Origin of the sequence: Peribacillus sp. R9-11 (assembly GCF_031345095.1) — a bacterium.
GTDB lineage: Bacteria > Bacillota > Bacilli > Bacillales > DSM-1321 > Peribacillus > Peribacillus butanolivorans.
In genome coordinates, this window is sequence record NZ_CP133763.1 from 1,975,316 (window position 1) to 1,997,954 (window position 22,639).

The 22,639-nt window shown below is 38.1% G+C and carries 22 protein-coding genes; 21 read left to right on the plus strand and 1 reads right to left on the minus strand.

Annotated features, from left to right (window positions below):
- The first annotated feature begins 4 nt into the window (after nucleotides 1-4).
- The 21 genes from RE409_RS09580 to RE409_RS09680 all read left to right on the plus strand — a co-directional run bounded on the left by RE409_RS09580 (nucleotide 5) and on the right by RE409_RS09680 (nucleotide 21,781).
- On the plus strand, nucleotides 5-1,147 hold the full coding sequence (locus tag RE409_RS09580) for a phage portal protein (RefSeq protein WP_309559255.1): 1,143 nt from the start codon (nucleotides 5-7) through the stop codon (nucleotides 1,145-1,147).
- Entirely contained in the window at nucleotides 1,140-1,847 is a 708-nt protein-coding gene (locus tag RE409_RS09585; RefSeq protein ID WP_309558876.1) for a head maturation protease, ClpP-related, read from the plus strand. Before RE409_RS09580 ends, RE409_RS09585 begins: the two co-directional genes overlap by 8 nt.
- A 15-nt stretch (nucleotides 1,848-1,862) precedes the next feature.
- Nucleotides 1,863-3,014 carry a phage major capsid protein gene (locus RE409_RS09590; RefSeq protein ID WP_309558877.1) on the plus strand — a complete coding sequence of 384 codons (1,152 nt, stop codon included), beginning with the start codon at nucleotides 1,863-1,865 and terminating at the stop codon, nucleotides 3,012-3,014.
- A gap of 18 nt (nucleotides 3,015-3,032) precedes the next feature.
- Nucleotides 3,033-3,254 carry a hypothetical protein gene (locus RE409_RS09595; protein ID WP_309558878.1) on the plus strand — a complete coding sequence of 74 codons (222 nt, stop codon included), beginning with the start codon at nucleotides 3,033-3,035 and terminating at the stop codon, nucleotides 3,252-3,254.
- A gap of 8 nt (nucleotides 3,255-3,262) precedes the next feature.
- Nucleotides 3,263-3,562: a phage head-tail connector protein gene (locus tag RE409_RS09600; RefSeq protein WP_309558879.1), complete on the plus strand. Its 300-nt coding sequence runs from the start codon at nucleotides 3,263-3,265 to the stop codon at nucleotides 3,560-3,562.
- Nucleotides 3,546-3,962, plus strand: a complete 417-nt coding sequence (locus RE409_RS09605) for a phage head-tail adapter protein (RefSeq protein WP_309558880.1) — start codon at nucleotides 3,546-3,548, stop codon at nucleotides 3,960-3,962. Before RE409_RS09600 ends, RE409_RS09605 begins: the two co-directional genes overlap by 17 nt.
- Nucleotides 3,959-4,360 (plus strand): HK97 gp10 family phage protein, encoded by a 402-nt coding sequence (locus tag RE409_RS09610; protein ID WP_309558881.1) that lies wholly within the window; start codon nucleotides 3,959-3,961, stop codon nucleotides 4,358-4,360. The genes RE409_RS09605 and RE409_RS09610 overlap by 4 nt, the downstream gene beginning before the upstream one ends.
- Nucleotides 4,357-4,740, plus strand: a complete 384-nt coding sequence (locus RE409_RS09615; protein ID WP_309558882.1) for a DUF3168 domain-containing protein — start codon at nucleotides 4,357-4,359, stop codon at nucleotides 4,738-4,740. Before RE409_RS09610 ends, RE409_RS09615 begins: the two co-directional genes overlap by 4 nt.
- A complete protein-coding gene (locus RE409_RS09620; RefSeq protein ID WP_309558883.1) occupies nucleotides 4,741-5,313 on the plus strand; it encodes a major tail protein in 573 nt (190 codons plus the stop codon).
- 58 nt (nucleotides 5,314-5,371) lie between these two features.
- Nucleotides 5,372-5,698, plus strand: coding sequence for a phage tail assembly chaperone G (gene gpG / locus RE409_RS09625; protein ID WP_309558884.1), 327 nt, complete (start codon nucleotides 5,372-5,374; stop codon nucleotides 5,696-5,698).
- Nucleotides 5,699-5,745: 47 nt separating this feature from the next.
- On the plus strand, nucleotides 5,746-5,880 hold the full coding sequence (locus RE409_RS09630) for a hypothetical protein (RefSeq protein ID WP_309558885.1): 135 nt from the start codon (nucleotides 5,746-5,748) through the stop codon (nucleotides 5,878-5,880).
- Between the two features lie 16 nt (nucleotides 5,881-5,896).
- A complete protein-coding gene (locus RE409_RS09635) occupies nucleotides 5,897-10,858 on the plus strand; it encodes a phage tail tape measure protein (protein WP_309558886.1) in 4,962 nt (1,653 codons plus the stop codon).
- A gap of 44 nt (nucleotides 10,859-10,902) precedes the next feature.
- Entirely contained in the window at nucleotides 10,903-12,594 is a 1,692-nt protein-coding gene (locus RE409_RS09640; protein WP_309558887.1) for a distal tail protein Dit, read from the plus strand.
- 14 nt (nucleotides 12,595-12,608) lie between these two features.
- A complete protein-coding gene (locus tag RE409_RS09645; RefSeq protein WP_309558888.1) occupies nucleotides 12,609-13,472 on the plus strand; it encodes a phage tail spike protein in 864 nt (287 codons plus the stop codon).
- A 27-nt stretch (nucleotides 13,473-13,499) separates the two neighbouring features.
- Nucleotides 13,500-14,966 (plus strand): phage baseplate protein, encoded by a 1,467-nt coding sequence (locus RE409_RS09650; protein WP_309558889.1) that lies wholly within the window; start codon nucleotides 13,500-13,502, stop codon nucleotides 14,964-14,966.
- Between the two features lie 87 nt (nucleotides 14,967-15,053).
- Nucleotides 15,054-18,188 (plus strand): gp58-like family protein, encoded by a 3,135-nt coding sequence (locus tag RE409_RS09655; RefSeq protein WP_309558890.1) that lies wholly within the window; start codon nucleotides 15,054-15,056, stop codon nucleotides 18,186-18,188.
- Nucleotides 18,189-18,331: 143 nt separating this feature from the next.
- Nucleotides 18,332-18,616: a hypothetical protein gene (locus RE409_RS09660; protein ID WP_201221267.1), complete on the plus strand. Its 285-nt coding sequence runs from the start codon at nucleotides 18,332-18,334 to the stop codon at nucleotides 18,614-18,616.
- A gap of 1 nt (nucleotide 18,617) precedes the next feature.
- The gene (locus RE409_RS09665; RefSeq protein WP_397444158.1) at nucleotides 18,618-18,890 is read left to right on the plus strand and encodes a holin; all 273 of its coding nucleotides are present in this window, start codon (nucleotides 18,618-18,620) and stop codon (nucleotides 18,888-18,890) included.
- Nucleotides 18,891-18,946: 56 nt separating this feature from the next.
- A complete protein-coding gene (locus tag RE409_RS09670) occupies nucleotides 18,947-20,095 on the plus strand; it encodes a peptidoglycan-binding protein (protein ID WP_309558891.1) in 1,149 nt (382 codons plus the stop codon).
- Nucleotides 20,096-20,909: 814 nt separating this feature from the next.
- A complete protein-coding gene (locus RE409_RS09675; protein ID WP_309558892.1) occupies nucleotides 20,910-21,218 on the plus strand; it encodes a hypothetical protein in 309 nt (102 codons plus the stop codon).
- Nucleotides 21,219-21,436: 218 nt separating this feature from the next.
- A complete protein-coding gene (locus tag RE409_RS09680) occupies nucleotides 21,437-21,781 on the plus strand; it encodes a YolD-like family protein (RefSeq protein ID WP_309558893.1) in 345 nt (114 codons plus the stop codon).
- A 45-nt stretch (nucleotides 21,782-21,826) separates the two neighbouring features.
- On the opposite strand, the gene RE409_RS09685 is transcribed toward RE409_RS09680, so the two are convergent.
- Nucleotides 21,827-22,606, minus strand: coding sequence for a peptide arginase family protein (locus tag RE409_RS09685; RefSeq protein ID WP_309558894.1), 780 nt, complete (start codon nucleotides 22,604-22,606; stop codon nucleotides 21,827-21,829).
- Between the last annotated feature and the right edge of the window lie 33 nt (nucleotides 22,607-22,639).

Genomic DNA, 22,639 nt, shown 5'->3' on the forward strand with positions numbered 1-22,639 from the left:
AATAATCGGATTTTTAAGTGATATTTTCAAGCGTAACAGTGAAATCGATTCTTCCTTTGATTTTGAATTGATTACTGAAGCATCGAAACGAGTCTATTTAAAATCCATAGCATTAGAGACTTGCATTAACTTCATCGCGCGTACTATTTCACAATCAGATTTTCGTATTATGGAGAATAACAAACGACTCCGTGATGATTGGGATTACTTGCTTAATGTACGCCCTAACACCGATCAATCAGCTGCAGATTTTTGGCAAAGCTTTATTTACCAGCTGATTCATGAAAATGAAGTGCTTGTAATTCTATCTGATACAGATGACTTATTAATAGCTGACAGTTTTATTCGAAACGAACTTGCTGTATATCCTGATACTTTTGAATCGGTGGTGGTCAAAAACTATCAATTTAATCGTTCTTTCAAAATGGATGAAGTGATTTATTTAAATTACAATAATGAACGATTGACAAAGTTCTTAGATAGTTTGTTTTCTGACTACGGGGAATTGTTTGGCCGTATGATGGAAGCCTCAATGCGTGGTTATCAAATCAGGGGGACAGTGGAGGTTGAAACTGCTCAATCTTTGGAGGATAAGAAACAAGACAAGCTACAGGGATACCTTGACAGAGTATTTAATTCGATAAAGAAGAATGCAGTGGCAATTATTCCTTTGATGAAAGGATTTAAGTACAACGAAATTTCCGATGGTGTGGCTGCAGGTCCCTCCATCGACGAATTATCGAAGTTAAAGAAATCCATTACTAATGATGTTGCAGAAATACTTGGTATCCCTACAGCTCTAGTGCATGGAGAGATGGCGGATTTAGAGAAGTCGATGAAAGCTTATATAAAGTTTTGCATTGGCCCATTATTAAAAAAAATACAAGACGAGTTGAATGCCAAATTAATTTCTAAAAAGGAATATCAAGAGGGTAAGAAATTTGATATTAAAGGTATTCAAGAAAAAGAGATTATTGAACACGCCGAAGCTGTCGATAAGTTGGTTGCATCGGGTGCATTCACACGGAATCAAGTACGAGTACTTTTCGGTGAAGAACGTTCTGATAATCCTGAACTAGATGAATTTGTAATCACGAAAAACTATCAAAGTGCTGCAACTGTGAAAGGAGGTGAGAGGAATGACTAAAAATAAAATCAAAGCAATTGAGCATAAGTTTTCTAATCAATCTACAGACAATGAACACGTAATGACTTTAAATGGTGCAATTGGTCGTGGTGGTTGGTTCTATGAAGCTACAAGTGCTGATGATGTACGTAATGCATTACATGATGTAACGGAGTCTACTATTCGAATTAAATTAAATAGTGGTGGCGGTGATGTCTTTCATGGCATTGAAATCTACAACTATTTAAAAGATTTGAACAAAAAAATTATTGTAGAGGTAACTGCAAATGCAGCATCTGCAGCGTCAATCATTGCAATGGGTGCTGATGAAGTGATAATGAAAACAGGGGCTACAATGATGATTCATGAAGCCTCCACATGGGCTGAAGGTACAAAATCAGATATACAAAAAACCATGAATGCTTTAGAAGCAATCGACGATTCAATCGTTAGCATCTATCAAGAAAAAACAGGTTTATCAGCTGAAGAAATCAACGCATTTATTGAGGCTGAAACTTGGTTCACAGTGGAACAAGCTGTTAAGCATGGGTTTGCTGACTCAGTAGAAGTCGCGGAGGAACCACAAGTAACGGATCCAGTTTTTACAGATGAACTGATAAATCGTCTTGCAGCACAAATTACAAACAACTTAACAAATAAAACTAATGATGAACCTTTTCAGCAACCTATAGTTGCCAAAAAACAAGGGTTCATTTTTTAATTGGAGGAAAAATAAATGACAATTAAATTAAACAATCATTCCGAAACATACGAAAATGCTAAGAAAAAATATGCCACATTGGCAAAAGACGAGAATGCAACACCAGAACAAATTGAAACGGCTTGGTCGAACATGCAGGATGAATTAGTAAATTCATTAACTACTCAAATCACTCAAAACGTTGCGAATAACAACAATGATCAAATGGTGCTTGCAGGTCGTGGAGCGAATATATTAACAACTGAAGAACATAAATTCTTCAACGAAGTTGTTCGTTCTGGAGGTTTTGAATCTGAAACAGTTTTACCGTACACAACAGTTGACCGAATCTTTGAAGATTTAACAACAGAACATCCACTGTTATCAATTATCAACTTCACTAATCTAGGCACTGTGAAAGCTGAAATTATTACATCTGAAAAATCTGGCGCATTTGCGTGGGGCCCAATTTTCGGAGAAATTCGCAGTCAATTAGATGCTGCGTTCAAAAAGGAATCATTCGATCAATCTAAACTTACAGCGTTTGTTGTACTTGCAAAAGATTTAGATAAATTTGGTCCAGTGTGGGTTGAAGCATATGTACGTACACAAATTACAGAAACATATGCGGTAGCTTTAGAGCAAGGTATTATCCTTGGTGCTGGTCCAACGAAACACGAACCCATCGGTTTAATTCGTGATTTAAAGAAAGCTGTAGACCCAACAAATGGACATGCTAAAAAAGATTCTACAGGATCTCTAACTTTCACTGATGCTAAAACATCTATTAAAGAAATTGGAACTATTTGCAAAACATTATCTAAAACAGAAAAAGACAAAAAAATCAATGTCGGCGGTAAAGTTTACTTCCTTCTAAATCCAATGGATGCGTGGGATGTAAAAATTAATTTCACGATTCAAAATTCATTAGGCGCATACATCACAGCGTTACCATTTAACGTACAAATTGTTGAATCAGAATTTGCAGAAGAAGGCGAATTAGTAGCATTCGTTCGTGATCGTTATGATGCTTATTCAGCTGGTGGTGTTCAAGTTAATAAATACGATCAAACGTTAGCTATTGAAGATGCAAATCTGTATACTGCGAAAGGTTTTGCATTTGGTAAAGCTAAAGATAATAACGCTTCACTGATTTATAAATTACCAGCAGCAATTCCACAAGGCTAGGCTAAGGAGGTTTTTTGAATGGCTAAATATAAAGTATTAAAAAAATTTCAAGATATTCACACAAAAATGATTTACAACGAAGATACTGAAATTGAAATGACAGTTAAAAGAGCCGACGAGGTATCAACAAACCTTGACGACTCTTTTTTAATTCGTGTGGAAGAAAAGCAAGAAGATCCTGGGACTAATAAAGACGATGGTAAAGAAGAAAAGCAAGATAAGAAAATGAAAATAAAGTAGGTGATTGAATGACAATCACAGACGAATTATTAGCTAGATTTAAAAAGCGTTTGAAGATTTCACACAGTATCGAGGATGAGACGTTAAAAGATATCCTCTCTGCATCTGTGGAGGACATTAAAGCGAAGTGTGGGTATTTTACTGTTGAATCGAATGAACGGGCTAGAGAGCTTGTATTTGAACGCTCACGCTATGTTTATAACGATGCTTTAGAATTCTTTAATGATAATTTTGCATCACAAATTACATCATTAGCTTTGGAGCTTTATATGCCTAGCGGGGAGATTACTGATGAAACCAAAGTTTAATCCGAATAGAATTGGTAGCGCTGAATTAAGGACACCTGTTGTATTTTATCAATATGCCCCTAATAATGGTCCAGAGCCAGGCGAAAGAGAATTGGTGAAGATATATGATTGCTTTGCGGAAGTGTACAGTGCAAGTATGAAAGATATCGAGATTCTCAACTCTGGCAAGGAACAACAGCAATTAAAGTTTATGAATACAAAAAATGCTGTGACTATTAATATCCGCGATTCAATCGGTGAGTATTTCCCCGACACTGAACACTACGCAGAGTTGCAGGATGATCGTTATTCAAAAATGGTAGATGGTAAACGTAAATATATCCGCTTTAACGTGATTGACGTTCGTCCCAACTTAACAAAAAATGATTTTATTACTGTTTTATTGGCGGTGATAACATGAGTGTTGAATTTAGAGGGTTCGAGGAAGTTTATAAAAAACTGCAAAATCAATTGTCAGAACAGGCTTTAGGCAGAGTGTCCAACAAAGCCTTAACTGCAGGAGCCCAAGTGGTTGCAGCAGCCATTTCCCACGAATTCGAGGCATTTAAAGATACCGGAGCCTCCGAGGATGAAATTATCGTAGGTAAGGTAACAAACCGAAACGGTTTTAAATCGGTATTAGTGGGGTGGAATGGACCGAAAGAGCGTTATCGATTAGTCCATCTTAATGAATTTGGTTATAACCGAAATGGGGAAAAAATAAAACCTAGAGGCTACGGATCTATTCAACGAGCAGTTTCGAATAGTGAAGGAGCCTTTTTGTATACGGTCACGAAGGAGCTGAAAAAACAATTATGACAGATGGATTAATGGTGATCTATAACCAGCTAATTTCAAATGAATTAATTGTTTCCCTTTGTGAAGACCGTATTAAATTTTATGAATATCCCGAAACAGGAGATGCCAACAAACCTTTTATTGTGATTGATCCATTAGATGTTCCTGTCCCAACTGTTTATGCCAGTAATGAAAATCATGCCAATGAATATTTGTATCAAATTGACGTGGAATCTACGAACCGTTTGCTAGTCAAAGAGATTCAGGCTGAGATAAAAAAGGAATTGAAAAAACTTGGCTTCGGACAGTTAAAAGATGGTTTAGATGAGTATTTCAAAGAAACAAAACGCTATGTTGATGCTAGACGTTATCAAGGACTAATAAAAGAAGAGGTGTTGTAAATGGGTATTAGAGTAGGTTTCAAACGAGCCACGTTTGTCGTATTAGATAAAGATGGTAAAGCAACAAAAGATGTTTTTGTTGTAGAAGGTAAGGCCGATAAGGGTGGTACAACGGAAGCAACCATTTCAGGTGTATCTCCGGATTCTATAAAGGTCTATGCATCAAATGTGGCTTATTACGTGTCGGCAAAAGGTACGGGTGACGTTAAAGCGGAAATTGGTATTTTAGACTTACCAGAAGCTATGACAGAAGCAGTGCTTGGTCGTAAGAAACACACGGATGGCTTTACATTGATTGGTGAACGTACAGCGCCACCGTATGTTGCGGGATTACTTGAATCGGAAGATGCATCAGGCCAGCCAGTTTTATTTGCTTTGTTAAAAGGTAAAATGTCTATTGGTGACGTGTCACTCAAAACCAGTGAAGATAAACAAGCGACACCAGAAGATGAAAAGTTGACGATGGAATGCATTGCAAATAACGATGGTGAAACCATTGCTTATGGCATCGGTACTGAAATAGTAGCAAAATTAAAAACATATGCATTTCCCCCTGGAATACCAGTGGGATAAATAGAAGCCTTCCTTTTGGAGGGCTTTTTCATTTTAATGAAAATTGGAGGAATTAAACATGTACACATTAGAACTAACCAATCCAAAAACAAAAGAAGTCACTACACATACGCAAGTATGGGTAAGCGGTAAACAATTATTAACAGCATTAAAGCTGAATAATTCCGTCTATGAAGATGATGAAGAATCTACAATGGCTCTTATCAATTTCGTTGCTGATTTATTTGGAATTAAAGCGAATGACATTTTAGAAGGTATCCAGGCACATGATTTGATGCAAAAAATGTATGAAGTATATTACAAAGTTCTTGGTTACAGCGAAAAAAAGAGTCAGAAGTTGATTCAGTTTATGAAGGACGGAGAAACAGAAGCGGAGCTGGATTAACACCACAAGAAGCCATTAAAAATCTGAATACGCTATTTCTGAATTTAATGCAGCAGGGCATGAGCTATAACGATGTGGTAAATGCAGATTACTATCATTTGATGGAAATTTTAAATAATGATGAAAAATCTAAAGAAGAAAAAACGATGGATTTAGCAGACTTTGTGAAATCACTCTCTTAGGAAAGGAGGTAAAACATTGTTAGGAAACCAACCACTTGGAAAAATGATTATTGAAATGGATTTATCGTCTGCCAATTTCACAAAATCTTTAACTGCTGTAAATCGTTCGATTAAAAGCGCAGAGCGTGAAATGAAAGCCAATATGGCTGTGTTGAATAATGCTGATGATAAATATGGTGCATTAGGAAAGCAAGTAGAAGGCTTGAATAAAATCATGTCTTTGAACGAAAAACGTATTGAGCAGTTAAATGAGAAACGTAAAAAAGAACTCAAGACAAACGCTGAAAGTTCAAAGGTTATTCAAGACTTAAATAAAGAAATTAACACAGCTATTCAACGACAAAGTGCTTGGGAAAAGCAATTAAAAAATGGCAGAAGTAAAATGGTTGACTATAAAACGTCAACCAAAGATTTAGAATCTGAATTGGCTAAACTACAAAAAAAGACTGACGACAATGTTGCGAGTCTAAAAAAAAGTGGTTTAGCCTTTTCTGCTCAAAAAGAAAAACTCAAAGGATTAAGTGAACAGACTAGAAAACATCAACAAATTGTCGATGCTCAAAAGCAAAAAATTGCAGATTTGACTAGTGAATTTGGAGAACATGATCATAGAGTCGTTGAGGCCAAAAATAAATATAAATCCCTTGCGGAAGAACAACATAGATTGAATAGATCGTTCAATACTCTAAATCAAAGAATCAGTACGGTTAATCCTTCTATTGGTAAGTTGGCAGATGACGTAGGAAAGGCTGAAGCTAAACTTCGCGGATTATCTAATCGTGCTATATCCACTGGTTCAACATTAAATGAAACAGGTCGATCAATTTCATCTAGTTTTAGCGGAATTACTTTAGCAGGTGGTATAGGTTTAGGTTATACCATCAAGCAAGCAGCTGATTTTGAACAAGCCATGGCTGACATTAAAGCTTTAATGAGCCCAAAAGAATGGAAGCAATACGGGTCACAAATGAACAGTCTTGTAAAAGAACTCGGACTTGAAACTAAATATAGTAATAAAGAAGTTGCCATTGGTTTGCAAGAGTTAATTAAAGCTGGTGTTGATCTAGATGCAATCATGAGCGGTGGATTAAAATCATCACTTTCATTAGCAACAGCGGGTGAATTGGAGTTAGGTGCTGCGGCAGAGATTGCTTCTACCGTATTAAACTCATTTAAAGATGATGGGATTAATATGGCTAAAGCAGCCGATTTACTAGCTGGGTCTGCAAATGCCTCCGCAACATCTGTGGAAGAAATGAACTATTCATTATCCCAAGTTTCAAGTGTGGCAGGACCAATTGGTTTTAGCTTTGCTGATACAAACACAGCATTGGCAGTGTTTGCCCAATCTGGCCTAAAAGGCTCCGATGCAGGTACATCCTTAAAAACCATGTTGATGCGATTATCTCCACAGACTGATGCAGCTGCAACAATGATGGATGAATTGGGAATTGCCACAACCAATACAACTGCCGGATATAAGTACTTAGTGGAAAAAGGAATCCAACCAGCATCAAGAACGATTCCTGATTTGGATAAGGCATTCAAAAAGTTAGCCAAACAAGAACTTGGTTCTGGGGCATCTAAAGCAAAATTAAGAAAAGAGTATGATCGTCTTCAAAAAGCGAGTGGTTATCTTTCATCTTCATTCTTTGATGAGCAAGGCAATGTTAAATCCATGTCTGAAGTTTTCAATATTCTTCAAGTTTCTACAAAGAACCTATCAAAAGAACAAAAAATCAATGCTTTTAATACAATATTTGGTTCCGATGCTATTCGTGGGGCAATGATTGCTAGTAAAGCAGGTGCTGAAGCATTTGATGAAATGGGAGTATCCATTAATAAAGTTAGTGCCGATGATGTAGCCGCAACTAAAATGGATACATTAAAAGGCTCTATTGAAAAAATGAAAGGTGAAGCAGAGAGTGCTGCCACTACATTCGGAACTGCATTGATCCCAACCATCAAAACAGTAGCTGGAACCATCGAGGATGTAGTTGGATGGTTCAATAAATTAGATGAAGGCACTCAACATTCCTTAGCAAAATGGACAGCGATCGGTGTGGGCGTTGCTGGTGTAGGTGCGGCACTTGGATTTTTAACCATTGGTATTGGCGGTTTAGTCACTGGAGTTGGAAAAATTACGCTTGGTGGGGCTGGCCTACTTAAATTTTTATCAAATGGTGTCATCAATTTAGGCAGTTTTAATTCCATGACACGAGGCAGTACACAATCTTTAAATGCTGAGACAGTTGCTCTTAATACAAACACCACGGCATTGCAACGAAACAATGGCGCTCGTGGCGGTGGAACATCCGTTGGCAGAAGAAGTAAAGGCGGAAAAAAAGCACTAGCAGGAACAACAGCTATTCCAAATGTTTCTACCACAGGAAGTAGAGTGGCCAATAACGCTGGTAAGGTTGGAAAAGGTGCTAAGGCATTAAAATATGTAAAAGGTGCTGCGCCAATTGGAGCTGTTATTGGGGTCGGTGCATTAGGGTATGAATTAGCTACCGGTTCTGGAACAAAAGAATCGATTGGTGGTAGTATTGGTGGGACATTAGGGGGAATGGGCGCGGGTGCTTTAACAGGTGCGGCTTTAGGTTCTGTCATCCCTGTGTTCGGTACAGCGATTGGAGGGATTGCGGGAGGCATTATCGGTGGGATTGCCGGTGATAAAATTGGTTCATCCATTGGGAAAAGTTTTGATAAACAAGATAAGAAGGAAGCTGCACGTAAAAAAGCTATGAAAACGGCGGAAAGTGGGGCTTCGCTCAGTCTTAAAATCAATGGTGTTTCAGCGTCCACCCAAAAGGCACTAGGTGAGTATGACAAGTTATATACGGGAGCAAAAACCAAGCTCAATCAAATAATGTTATCCAATACTACGATTAATAAAAAGATTAAAGATGACACCATCAAACAATATGATTCAATGACCAATAATGTACTTTCATCCTTAAAAGATCGACACCAGCAAGAACGAGTAGAAGCCATAAAGGCTTTAAATTCTAATAAGGCATTGTCCCAAAAAGAAAAAAATGAAGCTCTAAAAAAATTAGATGAAAAGCACAAAGCTGAAATTGGGAAAGTCAAAGGTGACAATGAGCGCATTAAACAAATTATGAGTAATGCCTCTAAACAAAAAAGAGCTCTTAATCGTAGTGAAAAGCTCGAAATTACCCAGATCAATGATCGGATGTATAATACAAAAATTAAAAAGACGGCCAAGAGTGAAAATGAGCTAACCGCAATAAATCGGCAACGAAGTAAGCAACGCTATGATATTACTACAAAAGAAATGAACAATACCATTAAAGCGGCCGAAAAAGAATATAAAGAAACGGCTAAAAATGCAAAGGAAAAACAAAAAAATAAAGTTCATCATGCTGAAGTACAATACAAGAAATTAGGCGTCATATCTAAAGCTGAATATGAAAAAATTCGTGATAATGCTCAAAAAGAAAAAGAAAAGACCATCGATCAAGCTAAAAAGAAAAGAGACGGCGTCATAGAGAATGCAAAGCTTCAAAAAGACGAGTCCGTAAAAGCTTCAAAAAAACAAAAAGAGAAAAATATTGAAAATGCCCAAAAAGAAACAAGTGGAGTAGGAAAAGCGTGGGATGGTTTAACAGGTTTCTTGAAAAACATGGTTAGTTGGGTTAAAGGTTTATTTGGTAATAAAGATAAGACCTCTTCCCCTCCTAAATATAAAGCAAGTTATCCTGGAAGCATTGCCCAAAATGCTAAAGGTACTTTTCAAGGTCCCTTTAAAGGCGGTCTCTCTTTTGTTGGTGAAGAAGGTCCGGAGCTTGCATACTTACCAGGTAAAGGATTAGGGTTGGTTGGTACAACAGGTACTGAACTGATGAATTTACCCAGGAGTTCAGCTATACTTCCTCATAACAAAACAAAAGCTGTATTAAGCAGTTATAGTTTTCCTACAAATTCGATTCCAGGATTCGCTAAAGGTACAGGCGATGATGATTCATTTATGGATTACATCATTAATGGTTCTAACAAAGTTGTAAACGGCATTGGAACATTAGGTGGAAAAGCTGTAGATGCTTTCGATATCATCACAAAAGGACCATCTAAGTTATGGAGTAGTTTAACAAAGTCATTAAACTATAAGGATACTTTTCCTGATTTCGCGAACTTATGGGCAGGTGGGAAAGGCGTTGTACCGTGGGCAAAAAATCAAGCAATGGATTATTTCAGTTCATTGTTCGATGGCTTCGGTGGAGGCTTCGATGGTAGTATGGGCCCTGTGGGTAGTGGAGTTGAAAGATGGCGGGGCACTGTCATGAAATCATTGGGAATGAACGGTCTTCCTGTTACAGCAGCTTACGTGAACGCATGGTTAAGACAAATCAAATCTGAATCAGGCGGCAATCCACATGCTATCCAATCATCAGGTGTTAAAGATGTTAACTACTACAGTGGAAATTTAGCTCGCGGCCTCGTCCAGGTGATCCCGCCAACATTTCGAAGTTTTGCATTCCCTGGACATAAAAATCAGATGAATGGCTTAGACAGCTTACTGGCAGGCATGAACTATGCTAAATCTCGTTATGGATCAAATATGCTTAAATACATTGGTCATGGTCATGGGTATGAAAACGGCGGCATCATCACCAAGGAACATTTGGCGATGGTAGGTGAAGGTAATAAACCAGAAGCAATTATCCCACTAAGTCCAAACAAACGTAGTAGAGCGCTAGAATTACTTGCTGCTGTTTCTAGTAAAATATTTGGTGATCCGTCTAAAACTAGTAATAACGATAATAGTCTTATTTTTTCTTTGCTGAAAAAACAGGATACCCAAATCGAATTATTGCAGCAGCAACTTGGCCTTTTATCGAAGATTTTATTAAAAGACAATAATACGTATATTGATGGAAAAGAAATTCATAATGCAGCAAAAAAACAGCAAAACAAGGAAAATACCTTATTCAAACTGGCTAAAGGCGTATAACGCGCTTTTAGCTTTTTCTTTTTCAGAAAGGAGAAATAAACAAAATGAGCATTGAAACCAAATTTAATTATTGTGGTTTCGACAGCCGCAGCGACTTAGGTTTAATGGTAGTGGACATAAAAAGACCTATCCTAGCAGAAACAACCGAGCAAACCACAACAATACCTGGCATGTTCGGCAACATATACGAGGGCCTTTCTTTTGGATCCAAAACATTTACGATTGACGTTCTTTTAGAAGCCAGCAGCGAACGCGATAGAGTTTTAAAATTGAGGGAGCTAGCCAACCTTTTTACACAAACAGGAGACGGCGACGAATACCCCTTAATCTTCTCTGATGAAAGCGAGGTAGTTTGGTATGTTCACCCGGTAGATGTGAGCGAACCGCAGCGAGTAAGCCAGTCAGATAACAGCGTTTTATTCTCTATTAAGTTTTCATCTTCGGAAGGTGTGGCCCTGGGCGAAAAGGTAGAACAAATTTTAACCAAACAAACTACAGTTATTACACCCGGTGGAAATACAACAACCTACCCCATTTTTACGGTAGTACCAACAGCGGAAACGGATTCTATTGCTATAGCTTCGGACGATGATAGTTATATATATTTAGGCGCTGGATTTGACCAAGAAAACCAGGACAAACCAATAAATAAACGGCCAAAGATTTTAAACGATGCCTGTAACACCCTGGCAAGCTGGACAAAATTAACCGCTGCCAACCTAACCTTTAATATTGAAAACGGCGTGATAAGTAGCGATAGCGATATGAGGACAACAGGCCAGGCCTTAAGGGTGGCCTTAAAAGATAACGCGGATTATTTTGGGGCTAATGTGTCTAAAAAATGGCATGGGCCAGCCCGGCAGCAATGGTTTTCTAAAGCGCTGAAAGATTGGAAAGTCGAAGCCCGTCTATACCTAAAAAAAGGTTATGCCCGCGCTAGGAATAAAATAGAGCTGTATTTATTGGATAGTGAAGGCCGCCGAGTAGGAAAGATCATGTTAAAAGATAGCGGAGATAGTTATGAAGTCTTGGCAAGCGCTCAAATAGGCTACGATTCAAACGGCGTCGCAAAGTCTGTTTACAACAGCGTAAACGACAGCAGCGTAAAAAGAACAAAGAACGGATCTAATAAAAAGAAAACGATCAAATACAAAGAGACGGTTAAAGTCACGACAGGGAAAGGCAAAAATAAAAAGACGACGACAAAAGTAGTCTCTAAAACTATGGCTTTGCCTCAGGATTTAGACGAAAACACATTTACCGGGTTTTATGGAGTATGTACGTTTCAAAAGGTAGGAAATAAATATTCGGCCACCTTTCAAAAGTGCCAAAGCAACGGCCAACCCTCAGGGAAGAAATGGAGCGGCACATATACAGACAGCTCAAATAAATTTGGCGACGAGATAGCGGGCGTAGCTGTTTATATAGGCAAATATGATATAACCGAGGATTCTAAAGGTGTGAAATACAAAGCGAATCCCGCAGCTATAACGGATTTAAAAGTCTATGAGATTTTAGGCGATACGGTAGAAATAGTAGCAAGGGCCGGGGATGAAATCGTCATTAATTGCGAAGAAAATAAAGTCTATCGAAATGGATCTTTATTTTTAGAAAATCTATACATTGGAAGCGAATTTTTAACCATGAACGGCGGCATACCTAGAAGCTTTACAGTAAGTCCCGAACCAGGAAGCGGCGCTAGTTGGTGGCTGGATTACAGCCCACGTTATAATTAAGGAGTGGGAAACAGATGATTTATATTGTAAATAGCGACGATAAAATTATAGGATATTTAGACAATAACAGCGCCGGGGCCTGCCCTTTTTATAATGATGTGCATAGCTCTAAAATAGCAGACGAAAGCGGCAAGATATGGGCCGAGACTTTAACGCTTGATGTTCCCTATGGTTATGAGGAAACGGATCTATTAGACACAGGAACGCAGCTGCTTATTGCAGACAGTAACGATCGCTTTAAATTATTTACTATTTACGACAAAAGCGACGTGATAAACGGTCTGGGCCATTTAAAAAAGGTGGAAGCTATTAATTCTTTAGCTTGGAAATTAAATCATACTTTTTTAGAGGAAAAGACCTGGACGGCTGCAAGTTCAAAAGATGTTATTAATTATATTTTTCAGCGTAGCGGCTGGACATTAGACGAGTTTAACGAATTCTTTAATGGTGGGAAAAAATCTTATACAGTAAGCGAAGGGAAAGCCCAGGCAGCTATAGATAATGCTACAAAAGACTTTTCTATCGAAATAGAAGCATACGCCGTAATTGCAAAAGGAAACATTATAGAAAAGCGTGCCCTTCCCACTGAACGATTAGGAGAAGTAACAGGCCAGCGTTTTGAGTATCGGCACAATCTAAAAGGAGCAACCCGAACCAAATCGAACCTAGAATTTTATACAAAATTATATGTATTCGGCGGGCAAAACGCAAAGGGCGAACGCGCTACTATTACCAGCGTAAATAAAGTAAAAGTCCCAGGATCTAATAATTATGAATATCTGCCTTTTATTTTAGATGAAGAAGCAAACGACAAATATAACAATGGAAACGCCTATTTAGAAGGATTTATAGTAAATGAGAATATTATCAGACCCTAAGGCCTTTTAACATGGGGCCAAGAGCAAATGAAGACATACAACCACCCTAAATATACGTATAGCGTAGACGTAGCTTTATTGGATACTTTGCCAGGGCTAGGAGATACGATAGCCGTTATAGATCATGAAATGAATCCACCTTTAACCATTACGGCCCGCGTATTAGAAACGAACTACAGCCAGGCCAACAGCTCAACGGATAACGTCGTATTTGGTGAATTTGTCACAATCAACACTATTACCCCTAATGAGATATGGAAACTTCAAGCCTTGGCTTCTCAGGCCCTACAGGCTATACAAGAAAAGACAAGTTGGAAAATTGAAATGTTCACGCCCGATGGTTTGGATTTTAGCAGCGACACTGAAAAGAAACGTCTTATTATTCGCGTATTTGAGGGCCTGGACAATATAACGGCTCAAATACCAAAAGAGGGCTTTTTGTGGGAAATGCTAGACAATGAAGGCGCACATGTAGAGGCATGGGAAAAATCCCATGTAGGAGCCGGAAACGTAATAGAAGTAGGCCGGGAAGTAGCAGCTTATACAATCCGCTGTAGTGTGAACGACGAAACAACAAAGCCTGTAATTTTTGCAGAAGAAAAGGACTTTGCTTTCTTTTGTCGTCTTCAAAATGAACCGAACCCAGGCGACACAGATTTTAATTCCAGTGTGGCCCAATATGCATCCGTAGACACGACAAACAATCATATCTATTGGACGCAAGGCTATAGAGGATCTTTGGTAACAGCGGCAGACATTGCAGCCGGGGAAAGTTTCTCTATAACACGTACTGATTTAAGCGGCACTATTTTAGATAGAATGGTATGTAAACACGGCGGGCATGGCTCACATTTTGGCCTAAAAATCGAAAGTGGAAAAGTATATATTTATTCTCCCTTTAAAGATGTGGCCCAAAATAAGGGGTATTTAGTCAAGTTCCCTTATACAGCGGGAAAGCTGCTTAAATGGGGCGATAGCTCAATTAAAAGCATTTACGCTGTAGATACCCGGTTTAATTTAGATGATAAAAACGGTTATTATTTATTAACGAATGGCTTTAGAGAAAAAGCGACTTTTAAAATTGCAAGAAAAGCCGATATGGACGCAGGGATCTATAAAATCTTATATTCTTTAGCTGCTACAGACTTTGGCGTTTCTGCTAACCAAGTCTATCAAAGTGCTACTTTAGATTTTCCTTATTTGTATGTGACCTATGGAGGATCAGACGGAAACATTTCAAACGGTGATACACCTACTTTATTTTGTGTGGATGTCCGCAGCCGTTCTTTAGTCTATAAAATTAACTATACCTTTACAGAAGGAACAATAACGCCAGAAGACGAACACCACGAAGCCGAAACGGTTAATTATTACTATGATAAAGACGGTACGAAGTGGATTTTACAAGGCTTTGCCTTTTCCCACGAAGTAGAAGACTGGAAGCGTCGAAACAATGTTTTATATCGAGCAAAAGAAACGATCAGAGCGGAATAGTTAAACCAGGTATATTACTAAGAAGAAGTCTTAAGCCCTTATTTTAGGAGCTTAGGACTTTTTTAATTTATAGAAAGGGCGTTTTTTATGATAGTAGGAACGGTAGACGCTTCTTTTACAGATAACAAACTTTTAGCAGGAGAAGCAGACAAGAAAGCTGTAGATGCAGACAAAAAAGCTGTAGATGCAGACAAAAAAGCAGTAGATGCAGCAGCGAAAGCAGCAGACGCACAAACCCAAGCTAATACAGCTTTAACAAGCGCAAATGGTAAAAACAAAAACTTCTATGGATCAGCAGAACCGACAGGGCAGAAAACTAATGATTTATGGTTTAAATACAATGCTAATGGAATATGTGTGGCTATATATCGCTGGAATGGTACGGCCTGGACGAATGAAGTAGACCAGGAGAAAATACAGCAATCTATAGATTCAGCCAAAAAAGAAGCTGCTGCAGCAAGCTCAGCCGCAGACAAGAAAGCAGCAGCTGCACAGGCTCAGGCCGACGCAGCTTTAACAAAAGCACAATCTGGCTTTGACGACGCCCAAACCGCTTTAGGAAATGCAGCTACAGCGGATTCTACAGCCAAGAAAGCTATAGACAACGCCGCAGCCGTTAAAGTTATCGCAGATGCTAATACAAAAAATGTGGCTACAGTAAAAGCTACAGCCGACGGCCTACAAACAGCCGTATTTAATAAAGATGGCACTAGCAAAATAACGCAAACAGCCAACGAATTAACGAGCAAAATCGAAGCGACAGACGGCAAAGTAAGCGAAGTAACCCAAACGGCCAGCAGCTTAGGAAGTCGCTTAACCTCAGCCGAAGGGAATATAAGCGCAGTAACGCAAACCGCTAACAGCTTAGGAAGTCGCTTAACCTCAGCCGAAGGGAATATAAGCGCAGTAACGCAAACCGCTAACAGCTTAGGAAGTCGTTTAACCTCAGCCGAAGGAAAAGTAAGCACAGTAACCCAAACAGCCGACGGCCTACAAACAGCGGTATTTAATAAAGATGGCACTAGCAAAATAACGCAGTTAGCGGATGTTATTGATTCGAAAATAAGCAAGGTTGATGCCGATGGAAAGTATGCAACACAATCTCAATTAACACAAACTTCTACTAGTTTACAAAGTACGATTACTCAGACTATTAATGATTTAGAAATTGGTGGAAGGAATATAGTCTTAAACTCGACTTGGAATAATGGTATCAGCGGATGGACAAATCCATGGGGTACGACATACAGTATTGTACCGCCAGAGGATGATAAACCAAATTCATCTATTTTAAAAATAGTACCTGCTTCAACGACATCTCAAAAAGCTAGTGATGCCTTTAGAATTGAGGTAGGTAGAAAATATACAATTAGTTTTGATGTAAAAATAGATACAGTAAAAAATAACACTGGAATATTATTTATTGTAAGGTCTTTTAACGCTAAAGATACAGGTACAGGTGCGGCAGATTCTGTATGGAGTCAAACATTTTTAAAATTTAATAATATTACGGTTGCAAATAAATGGATTACTTTTACTTTTACTTTTACCCCAACAGCAGGTGAATGGCTAAGAGTTATACCATATAATGCAGACGGTGCAGGAGGAAAACCTTCTTATTTTAGAGAGATTATGGTTGTTGAGGGTGATAAATCAACTAAGGGTTGGACACCAGCACCAGAGGACATGGCAACACAATCACAAATATCTCAATTAGTAGACAATATTAATTTGAGAGTAAAAGAAAATGATGTCGTCAACCAAATCAATTTATCAAAAGAAGGTATATTGATAGACGGTAAGAAAGTTCATATCACAGGACAGACAACGATTGACGATGCTTCAATCAGCAGTGCAAAGATTGTTTCTTTGTTAGCGAGTAAAATAATAGCAGATTCCTTATCAGTTATTAGCGCAAATTTAGGCAATGTTACGGCTGGGAATATAACTGGTGTTAATATATCGGGTTCTACCTTGAAAATATCCAATAAACCTAAGTATGAGGACGGGACTACCTTTGTTCAGATGAAAAACGGGGAAATCTTTGTAACAGATATTAACCCCGATACCGTAAGTCGAGCGAATGCGAACGATGTTCACATTAATAATGGGGCTATATGGATGACCGGCAATAATGCTGCCGGGATTGGAATATATGAATTAGATCTTGCACCAAAATATATTCTTTTTTCCGAATTTAACGCGAACAACACACTCAAATATCAAACAAATATTAGGGCCGAATTCTTGGAAAGCCCCAAAGTGACCACTATTGATCTAACGGTAAATGGTAAGACGGCACTTAATGGTAATGTAGTTATTAATGGCCAATTGATCGTACCAGGTATTGGTAGTGATGTGAACATGAACAATTATAACCTCAAAAACGTAAATCACATGACTATTAATGATTACGGCGGTAATGAGGGTATTGAGTGGTTAGGTGGGAACAACTGGAAAATATTTGAGTCGCCGGACGATGCTTCTAATAATCCAGGTGCTTTCCAATTCTTCACAGGTTCTACAAGACGGGCAACTATAGGGGCCACGGGTAATATTTACGCTACTGGTAGCCTATTCAGGATTCAAGGGACTGGGGGAAGTTACGAAGCCGAGGGGAAACTGTCTTTACTGAATAAAACAGGTTTGTCAGAGTTTCACCTAAGTTCTGATGCTACAAGCCCATTCATTCAGTCAATGGACGTATACAATCGTACTTATTCTGCTGCATCTAATGTATATGTAACAAGTAATGGAGTAATTGGGCGGACAACATCAGCGAGAAAGTACAAGCTGGACATTGAAGATAGTAAAGTTGATCCTCATAGACTGCTAGAGATTAACCCTAGATCATGGTACGACAAATCGGCCACTGAAGCCTATGCAGATGCGTTGACGGCTGAACAAGCTGGGGAAATTGTTGATTGGGACGATGTAGATATTCCAGGCATAGAACGGGTGCACGGGCTAATTGCTGAAGAAGTTATCCAAGCTGGTCTTCCTGAATTTGCATCCTATGGTGAATTCGATAAAGACGGGAATCGTGAAGTAGAGGGGATAATGTATGACCGCCTTTGGACTTTGCTTATTCCTATTGTTCGGGAACATAAGGAAGAAATCGCTTTACTAAATGCGACGATGAAGCAGCAGCAACAAACCATAGAGAATATGGCCACTTTAATGGCAAAAATGGAACAAAGAATAACAGCATTAGAGAATTAAAGTTTTTTTCAACAGAATAAGGGTGGGAAAATATATTCAATTCGTTTTCAATCACATTCGATATCAGCAACATATCCGAGTCTTCTCTTAATTAGGGAATGGCTTTTTATTATGCATAAATTGAAAATCAAGGAGGTCGTGTTTTGACAATTGAAATCGGGGTTTTAATTGCAACTGCCAGTTTTCTTATTGGTTTCTTTACATTTAACAGAAATAGGGACAAGGACGTCAAAAGTGATGCTACAGAATCGGCAATTATAAGAACAAAATTAGACAATATTGGTCAATCGGTTGATTCAATTAGAATTGATTTTAAAGCTAGTGATCAACGCTGGACTGCTTTGTCAGAAACCGTTATTCGTATTGATGAAAGCACAAAACAGGCACATAAACGTATTGATAAATTCGAAAACAAAGGAGAGATTTAAAATGGATAACGAAATCATGCAACAAGTATTAATCTTTACAACTCTTTTAGTACCAATAGTCACAGCGGTGGTCCAAGTCGTTAAAAGCACCGTCACTTTGCCAAACAATGTTCTCCCAATATTAAGCTTAGTTGTTGGACTGGGAATAGGTTCAGTTGCTTTTCCGTTCACAGATATGGATATTGTTTTAAGGTTATGGGCGGGCGCATTTGCAGGTCTTGGTGGTACTGGTCTTTATGAAGTGTTCAATAATCGTATAGGAACTACAAAATAAGCTGCCCATCGGGTGGCTTTTTCTTTTGAATTTAAATTAAAAGGAGACGATGAAAGATGAACTTTTCTAAACTGCCTCAATTAGTCGATTTGAGAGGTAAATCAAAAGGTACTTATTCAAAGCGCACGAAAACAATCACTCACCGTGTATGGCATCATTCATTAACAAAAAAACAGTTGGCCGGATCTGATGCTGCAAGTTTCGCGGATTACCATGTAAACACGCTGGGGTGGCCAGGGGTAGGATATACATTCATCATTGAACCTAAGAATGTTATTAACACGCCGAACGGCAAAAGAGCTCGTATTGTATATGCGAATGATATTGACAGACGCACTTATCATGTGGGGAACAGCAATCAATTCTCGCTTGGTATCTGTGTTGCTGGAGACTATCGATATGACGATATGGATGAGGCCACACTTGCCAGTATTGCAGAACTTCACGCTGCACTTGTTAAGGATGGGATTGGAAAATATGATAAGGCCCATAATGAAATGCCAGGTTATAGTTGGAAAGCATGTTGTCAGTATAACTACAGAGAAGTTTTTGATTGGAAAGGCTCAAAGACTCCAGCCAAACCATCTCCGGCTCCTGCTGTTTATACTATCCAAGAAGGTGATACATTATGGAGCATAGCACATAAGGACGGAACAGGTGGCGTGCAAGTTGAAGATTTAATTAAAGCGAATCCTGGCATCGATCCAACTAAATTGAAAATTGGTCAGAAAATCAACTTCGGAAATGCCAAAGAAGTAATTGTACAACCTGATAATGATACTAAAGAAGAAACCGAATCATCGAACAGTGGAGATGCAACAGTCAGGTCTATTCAAAAAACGTTAAATAGCAGGTATAAAGCTGGTCTTGTTGTGGATGGAATTAAGGGTACAAAAACTAAATCAGCACTTATCAAAGCCTTGCAAACAGAACTAAATAAGCAATTCAATAAAAAGCTTGTTGTGGATGGAAAATGGGGAGCTAAGACGAAGGCAGCTGTCGTCACTGTCGAAAAGGGTGCAAAAGGTAATCTCACATGGATTCTACAAGCAGCACTTTACACAGAAAGATTTGAACCTGGATCCCTTGATTCGGACTTCGGGACAAGTACTGAAAAAGCACTGAAGAAATTCCAAGAGAAAAAAGGTTTATTCGATGATGGAAAAGCAGGGAAAGAGACATTTGAAGAGTTATTTGCTGCATAACAAAAAGGATGAATAAAAAGTAAATGAATGGATACAATAATATTATAGTTTTTTTCCCTTGGCACTCCGTCAGAATAAAAGCCCCACTCTTAAATGAGATGGGGCTTATTTTTTAATAAGGAAGAATATATGTAATTCAATGGATAAAATATTATTGTTTTGCCCTAACTTAGTAACACTCCGACCTTTTAAAGTCCTTCTCTTAGTTGAGAGGGGCTTCTTTTACTTTGGCTTTGGTTAAACATTAATGTTGATTTTTGAACAAATAAAAGAGACCACTTAAATTGTGGTCTTCTTTGAACCGTTAGTTGAACAATAAATAAAGATTCATGAACAGAATGTTCCTACTTATTCACTAAAATAGCCAACAGAATATTGACTTTATAAAATGTGTTGCTGTTCTATGTGCTTGTCCAATCGTAAAATCTAAAAAAGAATAACATAAATTATAAGTATTCAGGAGGTGATTATATGTGTAACGAATTTCGCCGTCGTGAATTTGACAGAGAATTTGACTTTCGTTGTAGTAGGGGCCACCGCCGTGAGCACCGCCTTTTCCGTTTCAACCACTATCCTAACCGCTATTCCCATCGTTATTGGGATAATTTTTACGATGATATTTTCTATGGTTAAAGTACAAGCATGTAAATAAATACAAAAATGTCACAAAATTTCGTTTAAAGTCTGCCAGTGATGGTGGGCTTTTTACTGTAAAATTCCACGAATGTACATACCTCTAGGTAATGAACCTAAACATCATCCTTATCTTTACATAATCTAAAACAAATAAAGATTTGGGGGGGAATTACTAAAAATGTATAATTTAATAATAAATGAAGATATAAATGCAAATGATTTAAGAAGAATTACTGTTGGTGGTATTGGTGGTGTAGGTCACGTTGGAGGTGTAGGTCACGTTGGAGGTGTTGGTGCAGGTCACGTTGCCCCCGTTGTTCCCTTTGGAGGTGTTAGTGTTGGGGGTCCAGTTGGAGCATATGGATATCCTTTTGTAGGAGGTTTAGCTGCAGAAGAGTTGCTTGTAGGACCACATTATGGTGGCTATGGATATCCAGGATATTCTCCATACCCAAATCCATATTCATACCCATACTACCCTTATTGAGAAAAGGAATTAGTGGTGGCTAAGAGCATCTATGAGAGAGCGAATATGAAATTGTACAGATACTTCTTTTTACAGTCCTTCTCTTATGAGAGGGTCTTTTTATTCTTCCTTAATTTATACTCTATGCCTCTATCTCCATAATTAGGGAAGGAATTTTTTTCTGTTTTCCATAAGAACGTTAGTTCGTATATAATGGATGTAAAGGAGGGATCTTTCTGATGGGGACAATTCGTGATAGAGGGCTCGTTAAATGGCAAGCAGCATTGATTATGCCAGAACATAAAGCTTTAAATAAAAAAATAGGTGAGGTTGATTATTTCTTAAATAAAAAAACTATCCTTGATGAATACCAAGTTGAAGAGTTTGAAAACAATATTCACTATGCGATGGAATATCATTTACCAATAAGTTTTACATTACATAATGAGGGAAATCCACATGAATTATACGGGCATTGTGTGTACATACATCCCTTCACGAAAGAGTTACGTATTCAGAAGAAAGATAGTTCCTTTGAGTATATTAAGTTTGATGAGATTATTGATGTAATTGTAGAGGATTAAAAAGCCTACTCTTTATGAGTGGGCTTTTTCTTTGTGATGCTCTACTTACTTCAATTCTAATGTCGACCAATCCTTGCCTTGCGAGAGATCAACCTGAAATTCTTCTAGGAATAAGTTTAAAACAAATTCTGCATTGTTTGGACCACCTATGTGATAATCTTCAGGAGAAAGAGCTATTGTAATCGCATCCCAAACGTACATATCTTTTAAAACCCGTAAGTCTCTTTGAATTTCCTCTTTATCCTTTAGTTTATAGCAAGTATGTTCTGTATCTGTCTTACTCTCATAGGCGAAAAAATCCAAATCCAAATCTAAGATTAAGGTATTTCCATTAGTGAAAATATCATTTATTTTTTTCTCTTGGGAATACTCGAAAGTCTCCATTGATCTCCAGTGGTAACCGGCGAACTGTTCTATCCTTTTTTGACTAAGGTGATCTTTCAGGTGGTGGGAGTGAGAATCGATATCGAATAAATCATCAATTGGATTTTCAGGTGATACATAGATTACGTTTTGAATCGTTTTTCTTGCAAATCCAGCCCAAATAAAATTATCTGTTCCTACATAACTTTTATTCCCGTATAAACTTTGGGTTATCTTAGACAGTTCTTTCAACCCTTTTTTATTTAAAACCCCTGGAACCATAGCTCCATCAATTGCAGCGTCAAGATGCTGGTCAACGTGAAACAATGTAGAGTTATCTCTAATCCATCCCTTGTCGCGCGCTATATCCCATGCAACAAAAGCCCAATTATGGTGCTTCATAATGAAAATTTTTCTATCTGGAAAAACAATTTTCCAATTATCGTCTTCTTTCCAAGTCATTGTGAAATTCATTTCCCTTCTTTTCCAAGAAAA